This window comes from Spiroplasma sp. BIUS-1 (assembly GCF_010365805.1).
GTDB lineage: Bacteria > Bacillota_I > Bacilli_A > Mycoplasmatales > Mycoplasmataceae > Spiroplasma_A.
The window spans coordinates 577,722-599,654 of sequence record NZ_CP048386.1; the positions used below are offsets into that span (position 1 = coordinate 577,722).

Genomic DNA, 21,933 nt, shown 5'->3' on the forward strand with positions numbered 1-21,933 from the left:
GCTATGATAATTTGAAAATAAATTTAGGTTTAGTGTGTTCTTTCTTTTCTGAACCATTTTTTATTTCAATTCTATCAATTATATATTCTATTTGACCTATAAATTCTCTGACCTTACTTCCTTTTTCTGACCTTAGTTTTTCATCAGAGAAAAAAACATAAGTTTTAAATTCTTTTGTATTCATCATATTTTGTTGAGTTTTAGTTATTTTGTTTACTTCAAACTTTCATTCATCAGGACTATCTCAATACAAAGTATTGGTTTCTTTTTCAAAAACATTACCATGACCAAATCTTGTAGAAATAGTGTTTGTGGATGCATCTATTGCGTAAATGTTATCATCCAAGTTACTGATTATACCACCAACACCTTTTCCTTTAAAATTATTATCTTTTACTATTATTGAACATAGCGCTTGTAATTGATTGTGATTTAAATGATTTCCCTTAAAACTGATAATTTCTTCTGTTAAATTATTTTCTAATAAAACTTCATTTTTTAATTTAAAGTTTAATAAAAATTTTATTTCCTTAAGAATTAATTCATTTTCTTTTTTAAAAATATCTTTAAAGGCTAAATCTAAATCAAAATAGAAATCGTCCTTTTTTGTTGGGGAGTGATGGAAAGAAGCTAATAATATTTTATTAATAAGTTTATTTTTTGATAATCTATTAGTTTCAATTATATTAAGTATTTCTCTAATTAAATATTGACTATTAAATAAAACAAATTGTCTTATTATTGTGCAGTTTTTATCTAAACAATTTTCTTTAAAATAAGCTCTTTTAGAATTGTAAAATTCATATATGCTAATTTCTTTGTCTTTAAAAAATGATTCATAATCTTCAAAAATACCAGTTCTATATTCATCTAAAATTGATGAATATAGATTATATTTTTCATAATCTTTAAGCTTTAATAATAATTGCTCTTTTATAAGTTTAGAAAAAACAAAGTTTGAATCTCCTGGTAAAAAATTATTTAATTGGTTTATATTTTTTTCAAATTGACTTATTTTTAAATCATTTGTTAAAACATTTATAGCCATTAGCGGATTATATTTTTTATTAACTTTTATGTCAACGTTATTTACAAAATCATATATTTGTAATCTTTTATCTGTGTACTTTCTCAAACCCCTACCAAGTTGTTGTAAATAAATTAACATCGAGGAAGTGGGTCTCAAGAACATAACGGTATCCACCTCGGGTACATCAACACCTTCATTTAAAATATCTCTTACACACAGAAAATTGATTGATCCGTCTTTAAATTTTTTTAATATTTCTTTTCTTTGTTCTTTTGAAACCTCTTCCGAAATTAGAAATTCACTTTTTTCACCCATTTCATTTAGATATTTTGAAAGATTTTTTGCTTGATTTACAGAATTACAAAACATAATTGCCTTAATGTTTTTTGAGTTTTCTCCAATATATTTTTTAATTTGTTCATAAACAAAGCTGTGTCTTTTTTCTAATTCCAAAATTTTATTTAATTTATTAGAGTCTTGAATATTAATATTTGTTAAATCAATAGAATCATCATTTATAAAATAATAATCAAAGTCACTTAATAGCTCTTTTTCTATTGCTTCGAATAATCTTAAGTTCGCTGCATATTCATCTCCAAAGAATACATTAACATTAATATTGTCAGTTCTTTCAGGAGTTGCAGTTAATCCAAAAAGTTGTTTTGTATTAGGAAGTACTAAGGAGTAAATTTCTTTGAATGTATCAGCTTCTATGTGATGGGCTTCATCAAACACAACAATATCAAATTTTTTATCTTTTATTTTATCTTTTCTTTTTATTAATGTTTCAATATTTGTAAAAATATGTTCATGTTTTTTTATATCTTCATGATTATTTCTGCTATCGTAAAGTTCTAATCCAAAATCATAAATTTCAAAATAATCTCTAAAATCTTTTATAGTTTGATCTAATATCTCCTTGCTTGGAGCTATATATAATAAACTAGGTTCATCTTTTTTTCATTTTTGAGATAATGCTTCATATGTAAAAATAAGTGTTTTTGTTTTTCCAGTACCAGTAGCCATTACTAGTAAATGTTTATCTTTACCTTCTTCGATTCTTTTTAAAATATTATTAACAACTTCTTTTTGGTAATCATAAGGTTTAATGAAATTATTTGATTTACTCAATCTGTCAAACTGTTCATTCATATTATTTTGAACTTCTTTTACAATATTTTTCATTTCTTCAAATTTACTGTTTTCCAGTTTTTGTCTCATAATTATTTGTTGAATTTGAAATTCATCATTTATATCTACAAACACATCTTTATTAAAAAGATTTTCAAACTCAACTCTATATTCTTCAACAATGCTCTTATCGCTAAATTCACTAATTTTTAAATTATGTTCTTTTCCAGTAATTAAACCAGAGTTTGTGAAATTGCTACTACCAATATATAGGGAACTAAAATTATTGTTTCTATTAAATAAATAAGATTTTATATGTAACCTTGAAGAACTTTTATTGAAAAGGTTTTCAATTTTAACTTCTAACTTTTTAGGGAAATCATTTACTAATTTTACTAAATCTTCTAATGCTAAATACTTTGAAGTTCCATCATATGTTGTAGTTATTATTTTTAATTTATTTATATTTTCATTATTTTCTAAAATATTTCTTAATTTATTGATCATACTATTTGAAATAAAAGGAGATATTATTTTAATATCATTTGAAGATTCAAACTCTGTGATTAATTCTTTTCATAGGTTTTTACTAATTAACTTATTTCTGCTTATATTGGTTGTGTTATTTGACTCAACATCTTTTTTTATAGCCCTTAGAGAGGTTCATTTATTCTTATGTGTTAATTCATTTAAAAAAGCAATCTTATTTTCTAAAGTTTTGAGATTAGATATTTCTTCTTTTATTTGTCGAGAAAACTGATTAACAAGTCAATCATCATCTACATTTTCTAGCTCTCTGATATCAGACTCATTAAATATAGACTTTTCATCTTCTCTGATTAGTAAATCATATATACCCTTTTCAAATTTTGTCATAATAATATCCTCTTTAAACAGTTTAACAGGATTATTGTTTTAAATAAATAGAGAATAAAAAAAATGCATAAAATGCATTTAGTTATTATCTTGTTTATCAGATATCTTTTCTTCAACCGCATTAAGTTTTGCAACTAAATTGGCAATTCTTTTTATTTCAATATCTTTTTTATATAATTCATAATAACAAAAAGCTCAAACCGCTCCTAAAAAAGCTAGACCAATTGTTGCTAATAATATCCCTCAAACACTACCATTTTTAACCTTTATAATACCAGGTATTGTAAAACCTAATATTCAAGCCAGCATTATTATTCAACCTCAAACAGGTATTTCCCCCATATAATTTCCCCCTTAAAATCTTTATAATTTTACATTAAAAAAATGTAGATTTCTCTACATTTGACATTTATAACTTTTGAGATATTTTTATTCATCTTCGTCTTCATCATCTTCGTCTTCATCATTTTCATCTTCGTCAATAATTCCTAATTTTTCTTTTATTTTACCTAACTCAGATTTTAAATTTTCTTTTTTTCATTGTTCAAAAAGACAATATGCAATTAAAGTCCCTATAACAATAATTCCTATGCTTGCAACCAATATCCCTCAAGGATTACCCTTACTAGCCATTTTACAACCAAGAATAGTAAAAGTAATGGCTAAAATAACTAAAACCAAATATAAAAATCACATATATTATTTCCCCTTAAAAATCTTTATAATTTTACATTAAAAAAATGTAGATTTCTCTACATTTGACAACAGCCCAATAATGTTGAATCATCTAAGTCTTGTGCAAACTCAAACTTAACATCATAGTTAGTATCTTTTGTTGTTTGTTTTACTTTGTTGAACACTTCTTTTATAAATTCTTGGTTTTTCATAGCAACACTTCCACCCAAAACTATCATTTCTGGGTTTAAAAAGTAAATTGAAGTAGATATTAAGTTAATTAACTTGTTTTCTATTTCTTCAAAAAATTTATTAACTATTTCGTTTTCTTTTGAATTGTATAATTCAAAAGCTTCTTTTGTATCTTTTACTTCAACTCCAAGTTTATTTAATTGAATACAAATGTTTTTACCACTAGCTTGAAATTCAATTCCACTTCTTGATGGATCTTCACTGTTTCAATTAGGTAATGCATTTGCTATTTCAAGAGCTGTACCATTATATCCTTCAAAGATTTTTCCTTCATGAATAAAACCAGCTCCAATTCCTGTTGAAATTGTAAAGTATAAAAGTGAATGTAAATCTTTTCTTACTATGTATTGTCCAAGAGCAGCTACATTTCCATCATTGTTTATTTTTACGTTACTTACATTAAATAAATCTTTTATTTCTTGCAAAATACATTTTCCACTTCAATCCGGAAGATTATAAGTTATAAGAATTGTTCCTGTTTTTAAGTCTAATGGTCCAGGACAACAAACTCCAATATAATCTATTTTGCTATTTCAAGAATCAACTGTTTTTTTAATATAGTCTAAGTTCTTTTTTCTGTCCTGCGGATCAGTGTCAATAACTTCTTTTTTTATTATTTGATTGTTAACAACTAATGCAAATCTTATTGAAGTTCCACCAATATCAATAGCTAATTTGTTCATATATTTGTTATCCTTTCAATTATTTTTTAAAGATAAATGTAATTGTTTTTACATTTAAGTTTGTTTTATTACCATAATTGATCATAAACAAACCATCTTTAAATCCTTTTAAAGATAATATATCACAAAACTCTTGAGTTCCATATCAAGACAGTTTGAACTGTTGAGTTTCTTTTAATTCACCTTCTATAAAGTAATCTATTTGATTGATAGTATATTGTTCTACTCAATTTATTTCTTTAGATAAGTTTTTTACAACTATATTTTCACCATTAATTTGGTGAGTAAATTCATGATTTGATCCTGCTTTAAATTCTATTGGAAGAATTAAATCAATTATAAGAGTTCCGTTTTCTTTTAAAGAATAATAAAAGTTGTCTAAAACTTTTAAAGCTTTTTCTCTGCTCTCTAAAAGATTAAAACTTGCATTAGGAACAATAATATATTCATAAGTATCTTTTTGTTTATAGTTTTCTAAATCATCACAAATTAAAGTTGCTCGTAAATTTTCTTTTTCTAAATTTTCTTTACAAAGATCTATCATTTCTTGAGACTTGTCTATTCCAACGATATCCACTTTGTATTTTAAAAGAGGAATGAAAAGTCTTCCATTCCCCACTCCTGCTTCAAGAACTTTACCTTCTATTGGCAATAGTTGAGACTTATAAAATTCTAAGTCTTTATCAATACTTGTACCTGGAGGTTTTGTTGAGTTATAAACTAAACTACTTATTTTTTTGTAATGATTTTCCATATTTTTCCTTTTTATTATTTATATTCAAAAAGTTTTTCAAGTATGTTTTCAACAACAGTTACGTTAACTGTATTGTTTAACTGTTTATATGCTTGTTTAATGTTTTGAGTAATTTCAAATTCTTCTGGTAAGCTTTGTAATCTTGCACATTCTCTTAAAGTTAATCTTCTTTTCATAGGTCCGTAAATTGGAACTTCTGTAATTGAGTTAATGTTTTGAACAAGATTTGGTTTTTGAATTTTTATTCCTGAAGCTTTAATTTGAATTAAACCATCATAAATGTTTTTGATGTTAACATCTGATTTTCAATCTAATTTTCTATAAGCTGATTTAGTTCTTAAAATGTCATAGTTTTTTGCCAATCACGAATCAATAAACTTAACATTGTTTATATAAAGTTCTTTATTTTTATTTATAACATTTTGTTTTGAAATTGGCATTTTTTCAACAATTCTACTTGCTGTTTTAAAATGATCTGTTCAAATTGGAAAATCTAAATCTTTTACTTCTACATTTTTTATAAAGTCATTTCATGCATCTAAGATTTCTTTTTCATTTGGAGTTATTTCATATAATTTTAAATCATATTGATCCGCTCTATTAATAACTGTTTCAATTGAGTTTTGAGTTTTCTTAACTTTTTTTCTAAAGTTAATTTCAAATTTCTTATCTTTAACAAATTCTTTTTTAATAGCAGCCACAAAAGATCTAGGTTTTGCTTGAGGAATACCAAAATGATGAGGACTTAATAATAATGGTTTTTCAGTTGTAGTATATCCCATTTTATTTAGCATCTCTTTTAATTTTTTTCAAGTTTTACCATTTTCATTAACAGCTAAGTTTTTAATATTTTCAAATAAAACATATTTTGGATTTTTATTTTCAATAACTTTTGTCATTTCAAATAATAAATCAGTGTCACTGTATTCATATCAACTTTTCTCTTCACTTTTGTTAAATGTTTTTGGTGGAAGAGAACATAAAAGAACATCATGGTCTGGTATTTCTTTTACATTTATACCTCTAATATCTTTGCTAGCAACAATACCAAAGTTCTTTTTGTATGTTTCTAAACTATAGTTGTTTTTTTCACAACTTCAAACACATTCTCCATCAAATTTTTTCATTGCTTGGTTAAATGCACCAATACCTGAAAACAAGTTTATAAATTTCATAAGTACCCCCGTTGTTATATTTACCTATATTATTTAATCATTAAAAGTGTTTTTTTTCTTAAAAAAATAAAAAACCTAACACTTATTAGGTTTATATATTTGTTATTTAAAAGTATTACTTTTGAATAATTTTGTTTTTTGACATTAAAATTAAGCTTTCATTTTCACTATCCAATTTTTTGTAAAATATTGGACCTGCAGCTTTTATTTTTAATCCCAATCTTTCTGTTAATTGTTCAAATTCCATTTCATCTAAATTAGCAAAACTTTCATCAATGTTTTCTACTAATAAATAAGGATCTTGAAAAGCATCTAACATTTTAAGATCTACAATAACATCTTTTTGAATCTTTATCTCTATTCTTTGGTATATATACATACTCATTCCTTCTTTCATAAATATTTTACTAAAAAAACCAACTTAAAGTTGGTTTATTTAATGTATTGACCTATTTCACTAACATTGTTAATGACTATTTTTCCTGTTTTTAAAGCAAGTTCAGTTCCACTTTTCATAACAAAAGAGTTTTTGACATTATCTAACATTTCAAAATCATTGTCACCATCTCCACTAGAGATTATGTTGTTTTCATCGATATTGTATTTTTCTTTTAAATATTTAATTCCACTATATTTAGAAACATCTTTGTGCATTAACTCTAAAACAAAAGGTACTGTTTGAAGTATTTTTACATCTTTTAAGTCTTTGAATAGACTTCTAATATATTCAAAGTCTTGCGGATGTGCATAAAGTGCAATATTGTTTAGTTTTTCATTTGTTAAAACTGAATCAATATATTTATCGAAATTATCTTCTTTTTCAAATCAATTTTTGATAACAATAGTTGATTCATATCTTGGAGTTTCTTCTTTTATTCCAGATATTTCAATTGAATTCAAAGTATCTGAAATCTTGATTCCACAAAAGTTATGCAGTTTTAATAAAGCTTCATAAATTTTTTGTCTTTCACTTAATGGAATTGAAAGTTCATAAAGTGTTTCGTTCCCCTTAAACATTGCAGCTCCATTATTTGTAATTTTATATTCAACGTCAAATCCATATTTTTCAATAATTTCATTTACATGATCAATATCTCTTCCTGTTGCAATTACAAATTTATTTTCTTTTGATCAATTTTTTACAAAATTGATATCTCTTTCAATTAGTTCATAGCCATTTTCTTTTAATGTCAAAGTTCCATCATAGTCACTTATTCATCATTTCATATTTTTTATCCTTTCACGATAAATGATACTAATGTTTAATATCACAATTAAATTATAATTGATTAATTCGCTCTTTAAAAAAATAAAAAAACCAACATTTAGTTGGTTTTAATGCTAATTATTAACCGTGGTTTGTATCGTGTGCACACATTTGACATTCTGCACAGTTATCATCCAAATCACAAGTACATTTACAATCTTTGCAATCTTTTGTACATTCCATAATAAGACACATCCTTTCAATACTATTGTATTACTTATATAGTAAAAAAATTTTTACTTAATAATTTCTAATAATATTTCACTAATTTTAACACTACCTTGACTTAATATTTGGTTAAATTGTATTTCATTGCTTCCATTATCAATGTGATCGCTTATTACTTTTAAAGCAATAAGTGGTCTTTTAAAGATATGTGCTGCTTGGTAAAAACCAAAACATTCCATATCAAATACTTTAATTGAATCACTTAAAACTTTAACTATTTGATCAATTTGTTCGTTGCTATTTATGAAAGTATCACTTGAACAAATATCTACTCTTTTAAATCCTTTAAATGAATTTAAAAGTTCTTTGTCTGAAGTATAGAACTCTTTCATACCAGGAATTTGTCCTAATTTGTAACCAAACCCTGTTGCATTTGCATTTCCTAAATAAGAGTTTTCAACAACAACTGGTTCTAGTAAAGCCAGTTCTGATGAAAATGTTCCTACAAGTCCAGCATTTATAAATATATCTATTTTGTAATTTTGATTTACATAAACAAAACAAGATGTTGCATTTATTAAACCAACTTTTGATATTGCAATATAAATATTATCTTTTTGATAAATTTCAAAAAATTCATCTTCTAAAAGCTTTGCATCTAATTCTTCAATTAACGCTTCAGCTTCTTCTTTCATAGCAAATAAAATTGCATAATTTTTCATTTTAGTTTTCCCCTTTAATTCAATAGTTATAAGACTCAATTAATTTTGCACCAATTGAATTTTCAGAATGCTTTTGAATAGCAACTTCATATTGGTTTTTTAGCAATTCTTTAAAACCAGTTATTAAATCTGATTTTACAAGAGATCTTAAGTTTTCAACACCCTCATAATCTCTTTCTGCAGATATTTTATCTGCACAAAAAACAATCATATCTAATGTAGTCATTTCCCTAGAACCTACAGTATGATTATAAACTGAATTTATAATTTCTTTGTCACTAAAAAGTCAATCTTTTTCTAAGTGATAAGCTCCTACAAATGAATGTCAAACAGGTTTTGGTTCTTTTAAAAGAGATTTGTCATTTTCTTCTAAGCATTTTTCCATATCTTCTTCACTTCATCTTTTGGCAATATCGTGAAGTGTTCCTGCAACAAGAGCTTTGTTTAAATCAACATTGTTAAGTCTTGCCAGCTCCATAGCCATTTGTCCAACATTTAATGAATGAAAATATCTTTTTTCATCCATTTTAACTTCAACTCTTTCATGTAAATACATTAAGTTGTTATTTACATAATCATTTACTTCTTTTATTTGTAAATGTAAATCTTCTAATTTTCTAATTTTTGTAGAACTTAAGTGGTTGTTTTCAAACTCAAATGTTTCTAAATTATATTTTTCAACTATTTCTTTATTAAAATCTTTTGTTCTTAAAAATACTTTGAAATCAATTTCTTTAATTAAATCATTAAAGTGATCTCATTTTTCAAAGTTATCTAATTGGTCAGAACCCATTATAAAAGAGAATTGTAAATCTGGATATTTTGCTTTGTAATATTTAACAGTATCATATGTAAAACTTGAAGTTTGTTTTGAAATTTCATATGTTTCAATTTTAACAAAGTCTAAATCTTTTGAAGCAAGTTTTAGCATCTCTAATCTTTGTGTAACACTTGTAGTTGAAAGTGTTTTAAAAGGATTAACATATGCTGGAATTATTCAAACTTCATCAAAGTTTAAGTTTTCTTTACAGCTTTTAACAATATTTATATGATCTGTGTGAACAGGATCAAAACTTCCTCCAAACAAAGCAATTCTTTTCATTTTCTTATCCTTTACTAATTAGTTCTTTTAAGTATTTTCCAACTCCATTGTTATCAATTGTATCAATAACTTTTCAAGCGACTTGTTTTAAGTTTTCAACAGCATTTCCAACTGCAACCCCATAAGGTAATTCACTTACCATTTCCATGTCATTGTTGTTATCTCCAATAACATGAATATCTTTTAAATCAACATTCATTATTTCTGCTCATTTTTTAATACCACTTGCTTTATTCACACCTTTTGGCATAGCATCAACTAAAATTCTTGATTGAATTATTGTTGAAGGATGGTATAGATCTTTTGATTTTAAATAATCTTTTAACTGTTGTGCTTTTTCAACTTCTGTTTCACAATCAAGTGAGTACATTAATTTAACTGCTCTGTGAACATCATTTTTTACATCATCAATTAATTCATTATAGTTATTATATAAAATAAATTCTGGTTGGTCTTCATCTGGATAATGACCATAAAGTTGTTTATAAGTTTTAACTCTTTCAGCTGTTTTAAGTGAACTTAGAGTTGTTGCAGTGTACAAAGATACATCCAGGTCATGTTCTATTGAATAGTTTAATAAATCAATGACAAGTTCTTTTTCCATTACATGTTCAAAATAAACTTCTCAAGTAACTGGATTTGTAATTGCCCCTCCATTAGAACTTATTACAGGTAAAGTTACATTTAATTGTTTTATATAGTGTTTCATATTTTGAAACGCTCTTCCTGTTACAATAAAGAAATTATTATTTGTTTCTTTTTGGTATTCATTTATATCATTAACTGTTTCATCTAATATTTTAAAATCACTGTTTTTTACAACAGTTCCATCTAAATCACTTCCAATATAAGGTAATTTCATAATCTTATATCCTCCACTTTTTATTTTAACAAGATAATATAGGAATAATTAATTTGTTTTTGAAAATATTGTTATAAAAAAAATAAGTTTAAAAACTTATTTTTACTAATTCTTTTTATAAATAAAACTTGTTGTAAAGTACTCAATTGTTGAAATACCTGCAATATGAACTGTATATCCATTTACATTTATTTTCGGTATTGCATTTAAAATATCATTTATAAATAAAATACCTTCAATTTTTAAATCAACATTTTCATCTATTTCTAAACCAAGTTTTTTAAGTTGTTTTTTAAGTTTCTTAATGTCTTTTGAAACAAAACCAAACACTTTCGAAAACATTTGTTGAGCTATTTTTGCATCCGACAAGAATGTGTCAATTGTTCTTTTAGCATTTAATCAATCAATGTTTTCTTCAGAATAAAAGTTTGTAAGTACAAACAATAATCTGTTTGCTGTTGGATCAAACAACAAAGTATTTGCTAAAACATTTTCTGGTGTATGCATTTTACTTTCTATAAAGAAAGGAATATCATTTAAGTCAAGTGCTTTCATTACTTTAAAACGTTTTTCAATTCTTAATAATTGATCATTTATTATTTCATGATAATCTTTTCTTAACTTTGTATTAAATGTTTTTGATAAAGTTTTATCAAAGAAATGATATTGCTTTTGCATGTGATAAGACATTCAAATAAATTCTGGGAAAGACAATAAGACAATATCTTTATTAGAGTTTTTAAATTCAAATATTGGTCTTTTATAAACTTCATTATAGAAATCATCTAATTTTAAATTTTTATAGTCTTCAAATTTTCTATCAAAAGTTAAGTATTTAATTATGAAATCTATTTCTTCATTAGTATATATTTTTTCACTTACCGCTCCTGCTTCAGTGAATAATGTTTTTGATAATTCCAAAACATTATACTTTGTATTTTTTAAATATATTTTTTTAATCTCATCAGCCACTATAAAGTATTCATCTAAACTTACAGTTCCAACTAAATTTAATTCTTTATAGTAATCTCTAATTTTATTTTCTAAAGTTATGTAGTAAGGTTCTAAACTTCAGTCTCTTAAATCTTGAACTGTTGATTCTTTCTTTAAGTTTTCTTCTTCAAAACCTTCTTCATCAAAAAATTTGTCATAGTCCATTGGAGATAAAACGTTATTTTTTATTTTTGGATAAACTCTTTTTGTATCATCATATTTAAATTTGTAATCACTTAGATCACAAGAAAATTTAATGTATGTATACATTCAAAGATATAAGAAAATATCTTTGTATGCTTCAAGTGAGTAAAGATTCTTTTCGCTATACTCATCCATTCTTTCAAAAATATTTAATGTTTCTTCATTTTCTTCCATAATGAAATATCCGAAAGTTGAAAGTGTTTCATAATATTCTTTTAAACTTTTTTTATAAATATGATAACTAAATTTTTCATTTCCAAATTTAAAAACTCTAAGATCAACATTATAAATTAATTTGTTTATTGTTGATAGTAAAACATATTCTTGAGAAACCAATCTAGCTCCAAGAAAAATAGAACTTGTAAAGAGAGCTTTTGAAATTATTTTTTCTCCAGCATCTCTTATCTTTGTAAATTTTTTTGTACTTTTATTATAAGAATTATTTATATAAAACTCATATCTATCTTTTATTTTTTCTTCCACACTTGTTTTTAAAGCATGCATATTATTTTCGTATTTTTTAAATAGTAAGAAAACATTTTCTAAGTCTTCACCTTTTATGCCAAAATATTCGAAGTAATTTAATTTATCTTCAAAGTCATAAAAACCGTTTTTACCAGAAATTTTATTAAAGTGTTTTTCCATAAGCACCTCTTCAAAACATTAAGTATATTATACTCTTTTTTGTATCCTTTTTATATAGCTCAGTAAAGTAAAAGCACATATTTATGTGCTTTTACTTTACATTTAAATAGCTTTGTAATCTTTTAATAAACAGTTCTCGCATAAATTTTTAATTCTGTTTAATTGAGTTAAAGACATGTATTTAGATTTATTGTCGCAATTATCGCATTTTAAATTATCATTGTTTGTAAGTTTAAAATTAGTTTCTTTAATTGCACAATCTTTACAAACTAAAGTAACTATATTTAGCTGATTTACTTTTTTAAAATCAGCTGTTTTTTTACAATTCACACAAATATTTTCTTTCATTTTGATCACTTGCTTTCTTTAAGATAATTATATTTTAAAAAAACAATAAAACATTAAATAAATTAGTATTAAAAAGATTATTTTGATAAAAAAAGTTAAAAAAAGTTAAAAAAATTTGATTTCTCTAATTTTTTTTGATATATTTAATTATGTCCTTTTGGACACGACTATAACGGTTAAACTATGTAAAACACAGTTACATCACTTATCTGTGAATCATTCTTTAATTCAATATAACATCCTTTCTTTCGATTAGGTCACTTGTATTGGTTATAGTCTATAAGTGACCTTTCATTACTCATTCATATCTTTTTAATTATTAGCAAATCAATTACATATGCGAAAGCATGATTAATAATATATAAAAAAAATACGCTTACCCTAAAGCGTATTTTTTTCGTCTATTATTACTTTTATTTATTTCTTTTTCTATAAAGTGGTGCTGTCATTCAAATATGAATAAACATAAACAACAGAGGCATTAATGATTGACCAATTCAGTAAATTGCAGCTTGATTTGAATTTGCAATTGCATAACCTGGTTTATTGTTTAAACTATAACCAATTGTCAGATCATTCATCATTATTATTCAAGATATTGATAAAGAAACAAATAATAAAATTAATATTTTTGAAGTTATATCAATTGTTTTTGCTTTTTTAAAACCTCTTCAAATGAATAGATTTATAAAACTCAAAAATATTAAAAAACATTGGACACTTAACATAATAACTACAAATGTATCAAAAATAGAAGTATAAGAAGAAAAAATACCTACATTTGATGACCATAAACTTTCCACTAATAAATGAATATGACCAAAAGCTACAGTTATTGTTGTATTTAAAGCTATTTGTGGCGCTATAAAGCTATTGGGATTAAAATCTAATCCTTTAAAAATAATTGTTACATTGTTATATGAGTCATGGTATTCAAATCCTAATAAGCAAAAATAAAGAAAGAAGTATGCCAAAACTATTATATTAATTATTAATAAAGCATACTTTGCTGGTAATCTGAAATTCATATTTGGCCCTCTTTTTTTTAATCTTTTATTATTTTACTAAAAAATAAAGCAAAAACCAACTATATAGTTGGTTTATAAGTATTAAATAAATAATATGTTGAAACTTTAATTTTATTATTTTTTAAACTATCAGTTCCGCTTCCTTCTCCGCTAGAATTTGGTTCTATTGTAACACTTATTTCCAGCGGTTTAGATTTACCTTCTGGAAAATCAAAGTTTTCACTTAGAGTTAATGTTGCAGTAAAAATGACTGTTTGTTTTTCGTCATAAGAAGTTGAATTTACTTTTTTTTCAATTTTTGAACTTGCAATTCCTAAAAAATCAGATACTTTTACTTTTTCAAGAGCTTCCAAAGCATCTTTCTCACTTTCAAAAGGTTGAACTACAGCTTTATTTAAAGCAGCTTCATATTCTTCAACTTGAGCTACATTTTTTACTTCTTCTTGAATATTTGCTTCGATATCAAACTCAAGAGATTTATTTTCTGGAACTTTAAATCCCTCTTTTAAAGTTAAAACAACTTCAAAAGTAGTTATTTTTGTTTCGGCTGATGATTTTGTTTTAATGGTTATTTTGCTTGTTTCTATACCTTCATAAATTTTGATATCAACTTTATTTAATTTATCAAGTGCTTCATCATCACTTTTAAAAGGACCATTTGCAACAGTTTTTAGTTCATTTTCATAACCGTCAATATCTGCATCACTATCTTCTTTTGTTACATTTACATTAAAAGTAAAATCTAAAGCTCCGGTATGAGAAACAGTAATTTGTGTTTCTCCTTTTTTAATTCCTGTAATAACTATTTCTTTGCCTACAATTTCAGCAGTAGCTATTTGCAGATCTTTAGAATTAACTGTTGTTTTTCCATCTCCTGGATTACTTACTGTAAATTTAACTTTGAGTTCTTTGCCAACTTCCACACTTTGATTTTCAATCTTAGAAATAACTGGAGTTTCTGGTGTTGGAGTTGAATCTTTAGTTACTTTCACAACAAATGTAACATCTTCTCCTCCAGAGTAAGATAGTGTTATATTTGCATTTCCTTCTTTAAAAGCTTCTATTTTTAAAGTTTTGTCTTTAACCTCTACTTTAACTACATTTTCATCATCTGAAAATGCTGTTAATTTTGTGTTTTCATCTGGATTAGTTATTTCAATATTTAAATCAATAGTTGAACCTTCATTTAATGTTTGGTCTTCTGGTTTAACAATTACTGGTTTGACTGTAATATTAGCTTTAACTTCAAATTTTTCTGAATCTTTTCCACTAGCCAAAACAAATGTTTCATCAATCGGAACAATTACAACATCAAAAGTTTTTGTAGATGTTCCATAATTTTTACTTAAAGCAACTGATTTGATTTTTAAACCATCATCAAGATTTGTACTTTTTATTACTTCAATTGCTTTATCTTCATTTTCGAAAGTTTTATCTTTTGTTGATTCATTTAATTGAGTTTGAACATTTTTAGTTGATACACTTGTTGGTTGTGCTGGTTTTTTAACAGTAGTTGTTATATTGTAAGGACCTTTATCACTTTCTTTTTCAAATTTGTATTTATCTTTATCATTTAATGCAAGTGTTACTGCAAAAGTAATTGTTTCATCTTCATCATCTTTTAAATCACTTTTTTGTTTGCTACTTGATTGTTTTACAGTATCGATTTTTAATCCTTTTTTAGAAAGATCAACGTCTTTTATTGCTTTTTCAGCTTCTAATTTATCTTTGTAAGGGGTTTTACTTAATTTACTTTCAATTTCTTTTTCAATTCCAGAAACATCCACTGCTATTAAGGCCTCTTTTGCAGTAACAGAAAAACTTCTTGTATTTTCCCCATAAACTATATCGACTTTTACTTCACCTGATCCGGTTACTTCTAAAACTACACCACTTTTACCTGTTGAATTGTAATTATTAGTTCATTCACCTTTTGCAGGTCCATCTACTTTAATTTCAGGATCTGATAATCCTTCTTGTTTTTTTAGTTTTATTTCAACAAAGAAAGGTTCTCCAACTCTTGGGTTTTCTTTTGGTAAAACAGGTTTTCCTAATGGATTTGAGCTTGCAAAAAACTTTATGTAAGCAAAATATCCTCCAGCTGCAACTCCAGCAACTAAAGTGATAGAAGCCAATGCAATCATTAGATTTCTAAAACCTTTACCTTTTGGTTTTTCAGTCTTAACAACTTTTACTTCTTTTTTAGAAACTCTCTCTTCTTTTCTTGGTTTTCTTTCTTCAAAGTACTCATCACTGTATGTATCATCATTTCATTGTGAGTCTAATGTATCTGTTGAATCATTATATTCTCTATGACTTCTTTTTGAAGATCTTTTTGGTTCACTTTTTGAAACACCACTTCTTCTACTATTTGAAAGAATAGATTTTAATATACTAATTTCTTCTAAAACTTCTTTATTATCTTCTAAAACTAAATCAACTTTTTCACTAAGTTCTTTTATTTTATTTTCAATAGAAGAATTTATTTGTGAGTTATTAAAATTATTTGAGTTATTATGTGAGCATGAATTATTATTTGATCCATGACATGAATTGTTATTTGAACAATGGTTAGCATGATTTATCATTGGTATACTAAAAAATTGTCCATAGTTTTGTGGAGCAACATTATTTAGCCCTTGCATATTTTGTATATATGCTGTTGCATCCATTAAACGAGAAAACTTAGAAACTACTACACCTGTAAATGAATTAACTACACAATACATACCATCAATTATATTTATAAAATACATATTTTGACCCTCACTTAAAATAGTAAATTTTCACTATTAAGATTATATCACATTTCAACACTCATTAATTTAGTGCTTTTAAATATCAAAAATCAATAGTAATTTATTTTCTATTGTTTTTTGATATTTATTTGTATTTTATAAATTAATATCAGGTATTTTATTACTCTTCTAATTTTTTTAAAAAGTTAGCTAAATCTTTTTCACTTATCACATCTGTTCTTTCGATCTCCATAGTTTTTTCAATTTCTTTTTTAACTTTTATTTCATTATTTTTGTAAGGTTTTTTTCTATTTTTAAAGTTTTTCGTTTTAGTCTTAGTTTTATTGCGAATTTTGTTTTTTTCTTTTTTATTACTGTGAGTTTCTTTGTTTGGTAAATTTATATTATTATTAAAAAATGTACCGGATTTATTTTTAGAATAACTTTCTGAAGTTTTTGTACTCTCCAATTCAATTGGAGTTGGGTTTTGGTAAGGAACATTTATAGTTATGTTTCCATAACTAACCGCTGGAGGATTTGAAATAATATCGTTTTCTTTTATTGGCAAGTTTCCAATCGGTTTTGTGTTGTTTAAAAAAGAAATTTGGTAATTAAGAGCTCAAGCAAACTGCTGAGCATCTTGAAAATTATTGAACTTATATATTACATTCATATTTTTATCAAGAACCAAAAATTCATTGTTAATGCACATTACATAATTCATAAATTTTCTCCTTAATATAATTATTCTGTATTTTTCTTAGATTCAATTGCTTTATTTATAGCTTCAATATTTACAGGTAGCTTTACTAGGTTTTCCAACAATAGTAGGTTTTTAATTAAATAGACAATTAAATAGTTAAGTTGCTTATAGTCTTTAATTGATACAACTAATGAGTTTTCATTTTCATCATATTTAAAACTTTTAATATTTTTTTCTGATAAAAATTTTCTGAAGCTAACAATATCAAAACTATCTTTAATAAATATTTTAAATTTTGAGTAAATGTCTAATTCTTCTTTAGATCCTTCAAATATTTTATTTCCACTTTCAAGAACAACATAGTCATCAATAATATCTGCAATCTCATCAATGTTGTGAGCAGTTATTATTATAGTTTTTCCTTCATTGGTGTATTTTATTAATAAGTTTTTTACTCTATTTCTTCAAACCGAATCTAAATTAGCACCTGGTTCGTCAAGTATTAATATTTCAGGTTCTTTTATAAAACACATTATAAGATTAATTCTATTTTTCATTCCTCATGAGAAATCTTTTAGTTTTTTATTTTTACTTTCTCATAAATCAAAAAATGTTAATCAATGCTCTACTCTTCTTTTAGCTTCGTTTGAGTTAATACCAAATATGATACACATATTTAATAAATACTTGTAAGCAGATATTTCATATAATGAAAAATCCATTTGGACATAAAATCCTATTTTGCTATTAATTTTATAATAGTGTCTTGATTTTCTACTTACATTGTCTACATTTATATTTCCTTTAAATTTTTTAATAGTGCCTATCAAAGAGTTTATTAAAACACTTTTACCACTACCACTATCTCCAAGCAGTCCAAGAACTTTACCTTTTCTTACTTTAAAATTTATTGGTCCAATTTTATTGTTCTTGAAAACTTTTTCAAAGTTCTCAAATGTTATTAAATGACTCATAAGATAACTCCTTTTAATTAATATCAAGTTTTTTAAATTTATAATGTGAAACTCTGTTTGTTATTGCAAGGAAAACTAATTGAAATATTAAATAATAATAAACTGGTGTGAAGTTATTATATGTATCAGCTTCTATAATATTGTTTTCATCTAACTTAAATGTGTATGTTACGTAAGGAAGGAAAATATTTTCTTGAGTATCAAATGATATTTTTGATATATAGTTTGGATCAAATCAAAAATCATCATAACTAAAACCCGAAAAATAAGTATAGTTAATAAGTACGTTTGAAATAAAATTAAAATAGAAAAATAAATTATAAGAATCTCTTGAAGATTTATATTCTTTTCAATTTTGAGAATTTGTTTCAACTTTATAAGTTGTTGCCAAAATATAATTGGATGTGTATTTTATAAAATAGTTTTCTAAAACTCTTATCGTTATCATTAAAGGGTTAAAGAATCCCCCTTTTGACATATCCGTTGAAATTATTTTATTAATTTGAGAATAAGACAAAGTTAAACCATTTAAAACTACAAAACTATTTTGGTAAATATCTATTAAGTATTCTTTTTGCAAACTAAATATTTCTTGTCTGGTTTTATTTTTTATATAGCCATTTGGAAAACTACTATTACAAGAATATTCAATTTCACAACTTCCAAAAAATATAAAATCATCAAACAAGTTGTAAAATTTACTTTGAAACTCGTTGAAATATTTCATTAAGTAGTTGGAAAAATCATTTAGTTCAATTAAAACATTAAGGTTTGGATTATTTGGATTATTTTTTATTAGATTATCTAATTGTTGCATAGATATAAAAGTATTTTTTAATATGGCATGTAATTCTATTTTATCTCCTGTTTGTCAACTTCTCAATTCAGAATCTATTCTTACAGAACTTAGTTCTACATCTTCTATAAAAATTTCTATATTCAGCTCATTAATAATTCCTAATTTCTTTCAGATCTCAATTCTTTTATTTATATTTTCTTCTGAATTAAAAGATGAAGTTCTAAATTGATTTTCTTTTTTTATAAATTCATTATTTATAAATTTGCTTAAATTAGGATAAGCAAATTTTCCTAATTTAACATATTTTTGAAAATTAAAAGCGTCGTAAATATCACTAACCCTCTGTAGTGAAGAGGTATTTTGACTAGAAGTGAAAGTTAAGTTTTTTATATTTTCAGATGATGTTAAAAACTGGTAAGGTAAGGATGAAATAAAACCAAATGAAACAATTAGAGTCATTACTATTGTTGTTATTTGTGTATTTACCATAAATATTAGAAAAACTATAAAATTAGTTAATAGTATAGTTATTAGAAATGAATAAACCAAATACACTGTTGTTATTCTTAAAATCACATGATCAAAATTCATACTTGATAAAAAATCAATTAAATTAAGAATAATGTAATTTATAAGCGATAGGAAAAAATTATTTGAAGTTATAACAACTAGAGTTGTGAAAAAAATTCTAGTTCTAGGAAGGTTTTGGGCAACCATAAAATTTAAAGTCTTATCTTCTCTTTTTTGATTAAAAAGAAAAATAGATGTTTTTAGTATATTAATAATTGTAATTACAGAAACATTTATCAAAACATAATAGTTAAAAATAATAACTTTAGTATCTGATGAATCTATAAATAAAAGAGCAAACGCTAAAGCTAGTGTAAAAAAAATTGAAATAAAAGACATTATTATTAGACTTTTATCCGAAAGAAGATTTTTTACTTGAAATTTGAAAACAATGTAGTTTGATATTTTTTTGTCGTACATTTTTACTTTATTAACTTGCTGCTATTACTGTTTTATTATTTCAAGTAGATGCGTTATCTAAACTGCCTGTAACTCTTATTTTGAAATAATCTATTTGGAAGGCAAAAACATATTGTCTTTTACCACTCGTAAAATTAGCATAACTTATTTTATTGTTATCTTTTTTCAATCCTCATGCAGCTCCATAACCTGAAGCAATCGAATAATAGAAATGACTTTGTCTAGAATCTCTCAATAAATTATTTCTAATTTCTGTTTGACTAGCTTTTGCTTTTAAGTTTATATTTTTATCTATTGAAGGTTGATTTCAAGCTGCAGCAGGTCAACTTCAAGAATTATAAACCGAACCTCTATGCATTGCTCCATAAAAACCACTGTATCTTCTATTGAAATCTATTTGATAGTATTTTTGAAATGCACCTATACCACAAGCTATATTTTTTATATACAGATCAATGTATCAATATCTTTCTTCAAAGCTATTTAATTTTTTAGGTGAATAACCTACTAATAAATCAAAGTCTGGTAAATCATGAATATAAGAACCATCAGAGAAACTTAACTTAATACCATCAACTTTAATTGAACCAAACTTAACTATTGAGTTGTGATCTATTTTTGATTCTTCCTTAGATAGTTTTCTTTGTTCATAAAAGTTACTGATAAAGTTTGTAAGCTGTTCTTCTTCAGATTTATTTGTACTAAGAATAAAATCTTCTAATTTATCTCACCCTTGTCCAGATTCATTCTCAAAAGCTTTTTGCATATCATATAAATAAATATAATCTAAATTATTTGATGTTATAGTTCCTTTTTTGAAATCATTTGGGTTTCTTCCTCCAGAATTTAAAGTAGTACCACCTCTAAAAGTGAAACTTCAATTAATTTTATCCACTATTTCTTTTTCAGCTTCAACAGGAGCATTTATTTCAGAAAAATATTTTGTCTTAATTAAGTTAGTTATAAATGAGCTGAAATTTTCATTTTCATTATAATGATTTAGAATCTCATTATCTAAATTTTGTAACTCAGTTTTATCAGTTTTTAAAGATGAGAAATAAATATTACTATACTCTGCACTTGTATATAAAACATCCTTTTGTATATTTTGCATCATACTGATAGATCCGTCATTAAAGGCTTTACTATCTGTTAATTGATAAGTAAATTTATTTTTTATATTAATAGAGTCAAATTCTCCATCATTTTTTTCATAATTTACTTTTATATTGTAATCAAATTGTACATTTGCTAAATATAGTCCATCATTAGTTTCTGTTTTATAGTTACTTTTTATTTTGGCATTATCAAAATCAATCATTGTTAACTCAAATATGGGTCCTTGCAGTTTTGATAAAATAATGTTGTATTCTTCTCTTTTAGCTAAACTATTAATCTTTTTCTCTAAAGTTTTAATATCAACCAAGTTATCAAAATCAGTTCTTAGATTTTGTTTATCTCTATCATTTAATTTACCATCTTGAACTTCTTGAACATAATCAATTGTAGATTTCTTTAAAAATTTATTTAAAGTTTGTTCTCCTTGAGCTTCAATTAAACCAGATAAATAACTTTGTCTCTCTAGAATATGAACTGTAATAATATCAGATACTTCTACTGTGAATTTCTTTACCACTTCTTCTCTGCTTAAAGGATCTGGTGGTTCAGTTACTTCTGGATCTCCGCCACCACCTTCATTTCCTCCTCCAGAGTCACTACCACAAGCAACTACAGTTGTAGTTAGTGATGCTGTTAAAGAAAGAATAGATAATATATTTAATATTTTTTTCATTTTACCTCCTTTTTTCCTAGAA

19 protein-coding genes are annotated in these 21,933 nt (G+C 24.8%); all 19 read right to left on the minus strand.

Annotation, left to right across the window (positions count from 1 at the left end; translation table 4 throughout):
- Window position 1: 1 nt before the first annotated feature.
- Complete coding sequence (locus SBIUS_RS02755) at window positions 2-3,037, minus strand: DEAD/DEAH box helicase family protein (RefSeq protein WP_162684976.1); 3,036 nt, start codon at window positions 3,035-3,037, stop codon at window positions 2-4.
- A 78-nt stretch (window positions 3,038-3,115) separates the two neighbouring features.
- Complete coding sequence (locus tag SBIUS_RS02760) at window positions 3,116-3,379, minus strand: hypothetical protein (RefSeq protein ID WP_162684977.1); 264 nt, start codon at window positions 3,377-3,379, stop codon at window positions 3,116-3,118.
- Between the two features lie 87 nt (window positions 3,380-3,466).
- Window positions 3,467-3,733 carry a hypothetical protein gene (locus tag SBIUS_RS02765; RefSeq protein WP_162684978.1) on the minus strand — a complete coding sequence of 89 codons (267 nt, stop codon included), beginning with the start codon at window positions 3,731-3,733 and terminating at the stop codon, window positions 3,467-3,469.
- 56 nt (window positions 3,734-3,789) lie between these two features.
- On the minus strand, window positions 3,790-4,647 hold the full coding sequence (locus SBIUS_RS02770; protein ID WP_162684979.1) for an ROK family protein: 858 nt from the start codon (window positions 4,645-4,647) through the stop codon (window positions 3,790-3,792).
- Between the two features lie 19 nt (window positions 4,648-4,666).
- Window positions 4,667-5,401 (minus strand): bifunctional 2-polyprenyl-6-hydroxyphenol methylase/3-demethylubiquinol 3-O-methyltransferase UbiG, encoded by a 735-nt coding sequence (locus tag SBIUS_RS02775; protein ID WP_162684980.1) that lies wholly within the window; start codon window positions 5,399-5,401, stop codon window positions 4,667-4,669.
- A 14-nt stretch (window positions 5,402-5,415) separates the two neighbouring features.
- Window positions 5,416-6,576: a DNA (cytosine-5-)-methyltransferase gene (gene dcm, locus SBIUS_RS02780; RefSeq protein WP_162684981.1), complete on the minus strand. Its 1,161-nt coding sequence runs from the start codon at window positions 6,574-6,576 to the stop codon at window positions 5,416-5,418.
- Window positions 6,577-6,691: 115 nt separating this feature from the next.
- Window positions 6,692-6,973: a hypothetical protein gene (locus tag SBIUS_RS02785; protein WP_162684982.1), complete on the minus strand. Its 282-nt coding sequence runs from the start codon at window positions 6,971-6,973 to the stop codon at window positions 6,692-6,694.
- A gap of 35 nt (window positions 6,974-7,008) precedes the next feature.
- Window positions 7,009-7,803, minus strand: coding sequence for an HAD-IIB family hydrolase (locus SBIUS_RS02790; protein WP_162684983.1), 795 nt, complete (start codon window positions 7,801-7,803; stop codon window positions 7,009-7,011).
- A gap of 276 nt (window positions 7,804-8,079) precedes the next feature.
- Complete coding sequence (gene mtnN, locus SBIUS_RS02795) at window positions 8,080-8,733, minus strand: 5'-methylthioadenosine/S-adenosylhomocysteine nucleosidase (protein ID WP_162684984.1); 654 nt, start codon at window positions 8,731-8,733, stop codon at window positions 8,080-8,082.
- A 1-nt stretch (window position 8,734) separates the two neighbouring features.
- Complete coding sequence (locus SBIUS_RS02800; RefSeq protein ID WP_162684985.1) at window positions 8,735-9,835, minus strand: nicotinate-nucleotide adenylyltransferase; 1,101 nt, start codon at window positions 9,833-9,835, stop codon at window positions 8,735-8,737.
- Between the two features lie 4 nt (window positions 9,836-9,839).
- Entirely contained in the window at window positions 9,840-10,697 is an 858-nt protein-coding gene (locus tag SBIUS_RS02805) for an HAD family hydrolase (RefSeq protein ID WP_162684986.1), read from the minus strand.
- 105 nt (window positions 10,698-10,802) lie between these two features.
- Window positions 10,803-12,539, minus strand: coding sequence for a hypothetical protein (locus SBIUS_RS02810; protein ID WP_162684987.1), 1,737 nt, complete (start codon window positions 12,537-12,539; stop codon window positions 10,803-10,805).
- 102 nt (window positions 12,540-12,641) lie between these two features.
- Window positions 12,642-12,887, minus strand: coding sequence for a hypothetical protein (locus SBIUS_RS02815; protein WP_162684988.1), 246 nt, complete (start codon window positions 12,885-12,887; stop codon window positions 12,642-12,644).
- A gap of 413 nt (window positions 12,888-13,300) precedes the next feature.
- Window positions 13,301-13,915: a hypothetical protein gene (locus SBIUS_RS02820; protein WP_162684989.1), complete on the minus strand. Its 615-nt coding sequence runs from the start codon at window positions 13,913-13,915 to the stop codon at window positions 13,301-13,303.
- Between the two features lie 59 nt (window positions 13,916-13,974).
- Window positions 13,975-16,671 carry an Ig-like domain-containing protein gene (locus SBIUS_RS02825; RefSeq protein ID WP_162684990.1) on the minus strand — a complete coding sequence of 899 codons (2,697 nt, stop codon included), beginning with the start codon at window positions 16,669-16,671 and terminating at the stop codon, window positions 13,975-13,977.
- A gap of 163 nt (window positions 16,672-16,834) precedes the next feature.
- A complete protein-coding gene (locus SBIUS_RS02830) occupies window positions 16,835-17,377 on the minus strand; it encodes a hypothetical protein (RefSeq protein WP_162684991.1) in 543 nt (180 codons plus the stop codon).
- A 20-nt stretch (window positions 17,378-17,397) separates the two neighbouring features.
- Window positions 17,398-18,330 carry an ATP-binding cassette domain-containing protein gene (locus SBIUS_RS02835; protein ID WP_162684992.1) on the minus strand — a complete coding sequence of 311 codons (933 nt, stop codon included), beginning with the start codon at window positions 18,328-18,330 and terminating at the stop codon, window positions 17,398-17,400.
- A 13-nt stretch (window positions 18,331-18,343) separates the two neighbouring features.
- A complete protein-coding gene (locus tag SBIUS_RS02840; protein ID WP_162684993.1) occupies window positions 18,344-20,119 on the minus strand; it encodes a hypothetical protein in 1,776 nt (591 codons plus the stop codon).
- Between the two features lie 10 nt (window positions 20,120-20,129).
- Entirely contained in the window at window positions 20,130-21,911 is a 1,782-nt protein-coding gene (locus tag SBIUS_RS02845) for a hypothetical protein (RefSeq protein WP_162684994.1), read from the minus strand.
- Window positions 21,912-21,933: the final 22 nt, after the last annotated feature.